Raw genomic sequence first — 5,719 nt, 5'->3', positions numbered from 1 at the left:
TGTCGATCAGCTTGATTAAGCAGAATCAATTTCCTTGGAATGATACGGTTTATTACCTGCCAAGATCAGTGGAATCTTTCGGATTGGCCGGAATGCGCCACAAGCGGTCATTGATTGGATGCCCCAACTAGATAGAGTGCTACTGCGAGAAGAGCAGAAAGTAGCATCATGTTGGAGACGTCTCGACTAACCCTTCGCCCCTATGAGGTAGGCGACCTTCCATCCTACATGACCATGACGGCCGAACCCGAGGTTTATCGATTCCTTGCCGGAAAGCCGCTAACGGAAAAAGAGGCTTGGTCGAGGCTGCTCATGTACGTTGGGCACTGGTCCGCCTTCGGTTACGGATTTTTTGCTGTGTTAGACAGAACAACAGGCGACTATCTTGGGGAAACGGGTTTAGCGCGTTTTCGTCGCGGCCTTGGAACCCCCTTCGATACCCTCGACGAAGCGGGATGGGTTTTTTCCCGTAGAGTACATGGAACGGGCATTGCTTACGAGGCTGCTGCTGCGGTCCATCACTGGTACGAAGAACAATGGTCGAAGCCAACCTTCTGTTTGATCCCGGAAGAAAACATGTCCTCATTTCGAATCGCTGACAGGCTTGGCTACCAACGGCGGGACGGATTCCGGGATTTAGAAGGCGTTGCTCTCTTAGATAGACAACCTAGCCGCATTTGACCGCTTTGGGCCGAACGCAGCCATCCTTGGTAGAACAGCTCTCAAGACCTGATGTCTTCCGGCTGTCATTTTCCCCGCGCATTCTGCGATCGGCAGCAATTGATCGTGGCCAAGCCGATACGTCGGCCGGGAGGTCTCAATGGCGCAGACACCTGAACGAATGCTCATCAGCGCGACAGCCTGGCAAAAGGCTTTGGCCCGCGAAGCGATCATTCGGCCTATCGCTTTCGTAAAGAACCTGACCGCCCCAGAGAGATTCGCCGCGTGCAGGGAGTTGGACCTCAAGCCGACAAGGTTCTATCAGCTCCTCGCTCAATTTCGGCGAAAGCCCGTTACCAGCTCATTGCTAGACGAGACGCCCGGCCCCGAGAAGGGGAGGCGGCTCCTATCTCGGGAACACGAAGATGCTGTTGCCTACGCCATTCAGGAGACCTACTGCCGCCGCGAGCGTCCCACGATCACCGCCGTTCATGATCATGTCCGGGTAATTTGCCGTCAGCGAAACCTGCCTGCACCTTCGTGGAAGGCCGTGAAGGCTCGCATAGATCAGTCCGACCGGCAAAAGCTGACTAAGGCAAGGGAAGGCGGCCGCGCGGCACGTCAGCGATACACGCCGGTCGTAGAGGAATACTCGGCCCAGCACGCCATGGAGATCGTGCAGATTGATCATACATTGGTCGACCTTTTTGTCGTTGATGTTGTTAGCCGCGAACCATTGCAGCGCCCTTGGTTGACTTTGGCGATCGACGTCGCCAGCCGCATGGTGGCCGGCTTCTATCTGAGCCTTGAGCATCCATCGTCGACATCCGTCGCTCTGGCCATCCGGCACATGGTTTTGCCGAAGGCATCGTGGCTCGCGGAGCAAAATGTGGTCGGCGACTGGCCAGTGCATGGTTTGCCCACCGCCATTCATCTCGACAATGCTCGGGAGTTTCGGGGCAAAGCGCTCGCTTGGGGAGCGGCCGAGCACGGCATCAATCTCATCCATCGACCAGTTGCTCGCCCACATTACGGTGGTCACATCGAGCGGCTTATCGGCACGATGATGGGAGCCGTTCACTTTCTGCCCGGATCAACGTCGAGCGATATAGGCTCCCGCGGCGACTGCGATCCGCAAAAGCATGCAGTCATGACCTTTGACGAGCTGGAGCGGTGGCTGACCCTTGAGATCGTCGGCCGCTATCACGCCGATATCCACCGTGCGCTGAAGATTCCGCCTCGTCTGGCTTGGGAAGATGCTGTCCTCGCGCGTCGGGAGCCTTTAAGACTTCCCTATGACGAACACCGTTTCGTTCTGGATTTCCTGTCGTTTGAGGAACGCGCCATCCGCCGAGACGGACTGCACCTGTTCGGCCTCAAATATTGGGACGATGTCCTGAGCCCATGGACCGGTGCGCCGGAAAAGATGCGGGTCCGTTACGATCCTCGGGATATTTCATGTGTGTTCGTCGACGGGCCAAACGGCGAAAGCTGGCCGGTTCGGTTTGCAGACCTCGGTCGGCCACGGATCACGCTCGGGGAGCACCGGCAGGCCATGGCCGCCTTGAGGGCTCGTGGTTTGCAATCAGTCGACGAGCACCTGATCTTCGAGACCATCGAAGCCCAGCGACAGATTGTCGAGATGGCAGGCCGCCAAACGCGGAGCATCCGCCGGGGAGCTGAGAGACAGTCACGAGCACTGGCGGCGACCAACCGGCAGCAGGCGGGAATGACGGATGATGGCGACGAAGACGATTTTCTCGATTTATCTCCGTTGTCGGTGGAGGAGTGGTCATGACGGAATATTCCCATCTGCTGCCGGCCTATCGGCGGTACGCCGAGATGGGGATTGAAGAACGGGTCGCCTGGATCCGTGCGGATCGTTGGCTGGAAACAGCCGATGCGAAGGCTGCGCTGACGCGGCTTGAGGATCTGCTCTCCTATCCGCCGCGGGATCGAATGCCCTGTCTGCTTCTCTACGGCGATACCGGCATGGGAAAGACCAAAATCATCCGAAAGTTTCTTCGCGATCACCAGCCCATCTTCGATCGTGGAACCGGGTTGACGAGCATGCCGGTCGTGGCGATGCAGATGCCGGCCGAACCCGTCGAACGCGATGTCTACGGCGAACTCCTCAATGCGATGAGTGCACCGGGTCCAAGCGGAGACGCGACCTTCCGTCTGAAGACCACTTGCCGGACCCTCATGCGAAGGATGGGTGTGCGGATGCTGATCATCGATGAGATCCATGCCATGCTGACCGGGACATATCGGCAGCAGCGGGTCTTTCTCAACGTCATCCGCTTTCTGGCGAATGATCTGAAAGTCCCGTTGATCTGCGCCGGTACCGATCTTGCCCGACAGGCGTTGTTGACGGATCCTCAGCTCGCCGAGAGGTTCGAGGCAGTTCACCTGAAGCGCTGGTCCAATACACAGCAGCTCGCCCTGTTGCTCGCAAGTCTCGGAAGCATCCTGCCTCTGCGCGAGCCATCACAGCTTGGGACCGCAGCGGTTCGCCGCAAGGTGCTGGATATGACCGAAGGCGTCACTGTGCGAATTTTTCGCCTGATCGAGACGGTTGCGGTCGAAGCCGTGCGACATGGGAAAGAGGCGATCACCTTGGAGAGTTTCGACGGTGACAACCTTGTCCTGCCGCTGGTTGCGATGGCGCGGCGCGCTGAAGGCCGCCTGCAGCGACATGCAAGCCAGTGAGACCGGTGCGGCTGCTTGCTATCGCCCCACGGCCCTTTGAGGATGAACTCCTCAGTTGCTGGCATTGGCGAGTGGCGAGCCATTACTCCAGCTCGCCCCGACAGATTGAGAACTGGATATGTGCCGCTCCGGGAGGTTCGAACCCGCATCTCCTCAGCCAAAACATCCCTACCGAACAGTCCGCAACCCGATTATGGGCGCTGGCCTCTCGCCTGCAGCAAGTCGATCTGGATCGACTGTCTCTGCAGGCCACTGGGCGCAGCAGGGCGTCATTCGTGAGCGATCCCAGGCATCGAGGCGTTTGTCCGGCATGCCTGGATGAAGATGCCGAGGAGGGGAGCGACCACTATTTCCGACGGTCCTGGGCATGCGTTGAAGTAGTGGTCTGCCCCCGGCACGAAATTGGCCTCGAGATTAACTGCGGTGGGTGTTTCCGCAGTGGTCTGTTTCAGTTCCGGTCGACACCTACCGGCGTCGCCAGACTGTTTTGCCGTGATTGCGATGCGGTTGTCTCGGCGCGGAGGTTTCAGCGCCGCAATCAGGTAGACTTGCTGCAGATCGCCTCGTTGATGCGCGAGGCCATCGGCAAGGGCGGGTCGGAGTTTGAACGCATCGAGACGGCAAGCCGCTTCCTCTGGTCGCCACGGCCGGAAGGGATGCAATATATCGTCTCGCTGGGTTTACCACTGCCCTACGGTCAGCGACCGTTGGTCACCGCAGTCACGTCGCCGCTGACCAGCCTTCCACCGGCATGGCGAGCCGTGACGATTGCAGCCATCGCAGACCTCCTCTTTGGGGTCGCTTCGAAAGCGGCTCCACTCTCTCCCTCTGTTCGCGAGGCCTTTCGCCAATTCGAGCGTGGGACGGCCCCAGAGTATCATAGGGCCTCATTACCGCCGCGGGCGGCATCAGTCATAAAACTCCGGGCAGAAACTGAATACCGCCAGCTCGCCCGCGGCATTATTGGGAGCCAAGACTGGAAAGCCTTGCCGTCAAAAGAAGGGCGCGCAAGAAACCGGGCCATCGGCAAGTTGATGCACCGCGCCCTCAATAACGGATGAGACCGAACCGATGTGCCTCGTCGAGCAGATGGCGAACAGAGGACGGCTGCCATTTGCGCCCACCGCGCGCCGGCCTCTCACCCATTTGATCCAGTTGGGCGGCAATGTCGCGCAGCGACAAGCCGGGATCGGCAATGGCAATCGCCGCGACGAGTTTCATCAGATGATCTTCTGGCGCGCGCCGTGGCGAGCGCGCCAAGAGTTCGGGCTCGGCCAGCTTCTCGCGCACCATTCGATGCACCGCGCGGCGCAGGCGTTCCACCGTCCAGTCATGGCCCCGGCGATTGAGCACCCGGACGACATTGTCCCAGCTGTGCTGCGGCCGGAGTTGCCGCACCATCGGCAGCCAGGTTTGGGCGGACGAGATCAGCTCGTCGAGATAGAGTTTTTCTCTCGCCTTCGACACCGCCCTGATCGCTTCTGGCCGCCGCTCTCGAAGTCCGGGATTGCCCGGCAGCTTGCCACGCGCTTTTGCCGCCTTGATGCCAGCTCTGGTTCGTTCGGCAATCAAAGCCCGTTCGAGCTGCGCGACAGCTCCGAGGACCTGGAGAGAAAACATGCCTTGCGGGGTGGACGTGTCGATGGGATCGCGGATCGATCGGAAATGAACGCCGCGCTCCTCCAGATCCTCGATCACCTGCAACAGATGGCTGACCGAACGGGCGAGGCGATCCAGCCGGACAACAACAAGCACATCGCCAGCGGCGAGCTCGCCGAGCAGTCTCGTCAGCACTGGTCGGGCCCGTGAGGCGCCAGATCCGTGCTCCTGAAAAATCCGCTCGCAGCCGGCGGCCTGCAACTCGTCCATCTGAGCGTCATGGACCTGATCGTCGGTCGAGACACGGGCATAGCCTATAAGACGTTTCGGGGCCGGCGATGGATTGGCGACTTGCCGTTTTGCCATGGTTTTCTCGTGCGTTTTTCAGGTGCTTTGTACAAATAAGGAATGCGTGAGAAAATGACCAGTTGCAAGCGTGTTTTAGAGGGCAAATACAGCCCCGTCAGACTCGAAATCCGATGTCGAACGGGTATCCGGCAGCAACCGGCGTGAAACGCGCTCTGGCGGCCATCCGTGGCGGAAATGCCGGAAACTAGGGCGTTCGGAGGGAGGGGAGGGGTAAGAAGCCTCGACTGAGGCAGAGATTGCAGAGAAATCCGCGCTCGCTCGAGAGGAGAGGGCGGCTCGCGGCGGCTCTTGTATCCACCGCTATTCCGCCGATCCTCGCCGAAACCTGCCTGAAAGGCCGGAAAACCAGGGGTTTCCGCGCATCCAGGCCGACCGACAT

5 protein-coding genes and 1 pseudogene are annotated in these 5,719 nt (G+C 59.5%); 5 read left to right on the top strand and 1 reads right to left on the bottom strand.

Annotation, left to right across the window (positions count from 1 at the left end):
• Positions 1-168 precede the first annotated feature (168 nt).
• The 5 genes and pseudogenes from BS629_RS34120 to BS629_RS40145 all read left to right on the top strand — a co-directional run bounded on the left by BS629_RS34120 (position 169) and on the right by BS629_RS40145 (position 4,433).
• The gene (locus tag BS629_RS34120) at positions 169-681 is read left to right on the top strand and encodes a GNAT family N-acetyltransferase (protein WP_077988781.1); all 513 of its coding nucleotides are present in this window, start codon (positions 169-171) and stop codon (positions 679-681) included.
• Positions 682-820: 139 nt separating this feature from the next.
• A complete protein-coding gene (locus BS629_RS34115) occupies positions 821-2,458 on the top strand; it encodes a Mu transposase C-terminal domain-containing protein (protein ID WP_077988780.1) in 1,638 nt (545 codons plus the stop codon).
• The gene (locus BS629_RS34110; RefSeq protein WP_077988779.1) at positions 2,455-3,372 is read left to right on the top strand and encodes a TniB family NTP-binding protein; all 918 of its coding nucleotides are present in this window, start codon (positions 2,455-2,457) and stop codon (positions 3,370-3,372) included. The genes BS629_RS34115 and BS629_RS34110 overlap by 4 nt, the downstream gene beginning before the upstream one ends.
• Positions 3,369-3,770 (top strand): annotated as a pseudogene (locus BS629_RS40620) (TniQ family protein); the annotation flags it as partial. The gene BS629_RS34110 and the pseudogene BS629_RS40620, both read left to right, overlap by 4 nt.
• Before the next feature lie 150 nt (positions 3,771-3,920).
• Complete coding sequence (locus tag BS629_RS40145) at positions 3,921-4,433, top strand: hypothetical protein (RefSeq protein WP_245315123.1); 513 nt, start codon at positions 3,921-3,923, stop codon at positions 4,431-4,433.
• On the opposite strand, the gene BS629_RS34100 is transcribed toward BS629_RS40145, so the two are convergent.
• Positions 4,420-5,337 (bottom strand): recombinase family protein, encoded by a 918-nt coding sequence (locus tag BS629_RS34100; protein ID WP_077988777.1) that lies wholly within the window; start codon positions 5,335-5,337, stop codon positions 4,420-4,422. The two genes, BS629_RS40145 and BS629_RS34100, sit on opposite strands and share 14 nt — an antisense overlap.
• Positions 5,338-5,719 lie beyond the last annotated feature (382 nt).

Source organism: Rhizobium leguminosarum bv. viciae USDA 2370 (genome assembly GCF_002008365.1).
Lineage (GTDB): Bacteria > Pseudomonadota > Alphaproteobacteria > Rhizobiales > Rhizobiaceae > Rhizobium > Rhizobium leguminosarum.
The sequence above is the reverse complement of the archived record's forward strand: the minus strand, read 5'-3'. Positions and strand labels throughout refer to the sequence as shown.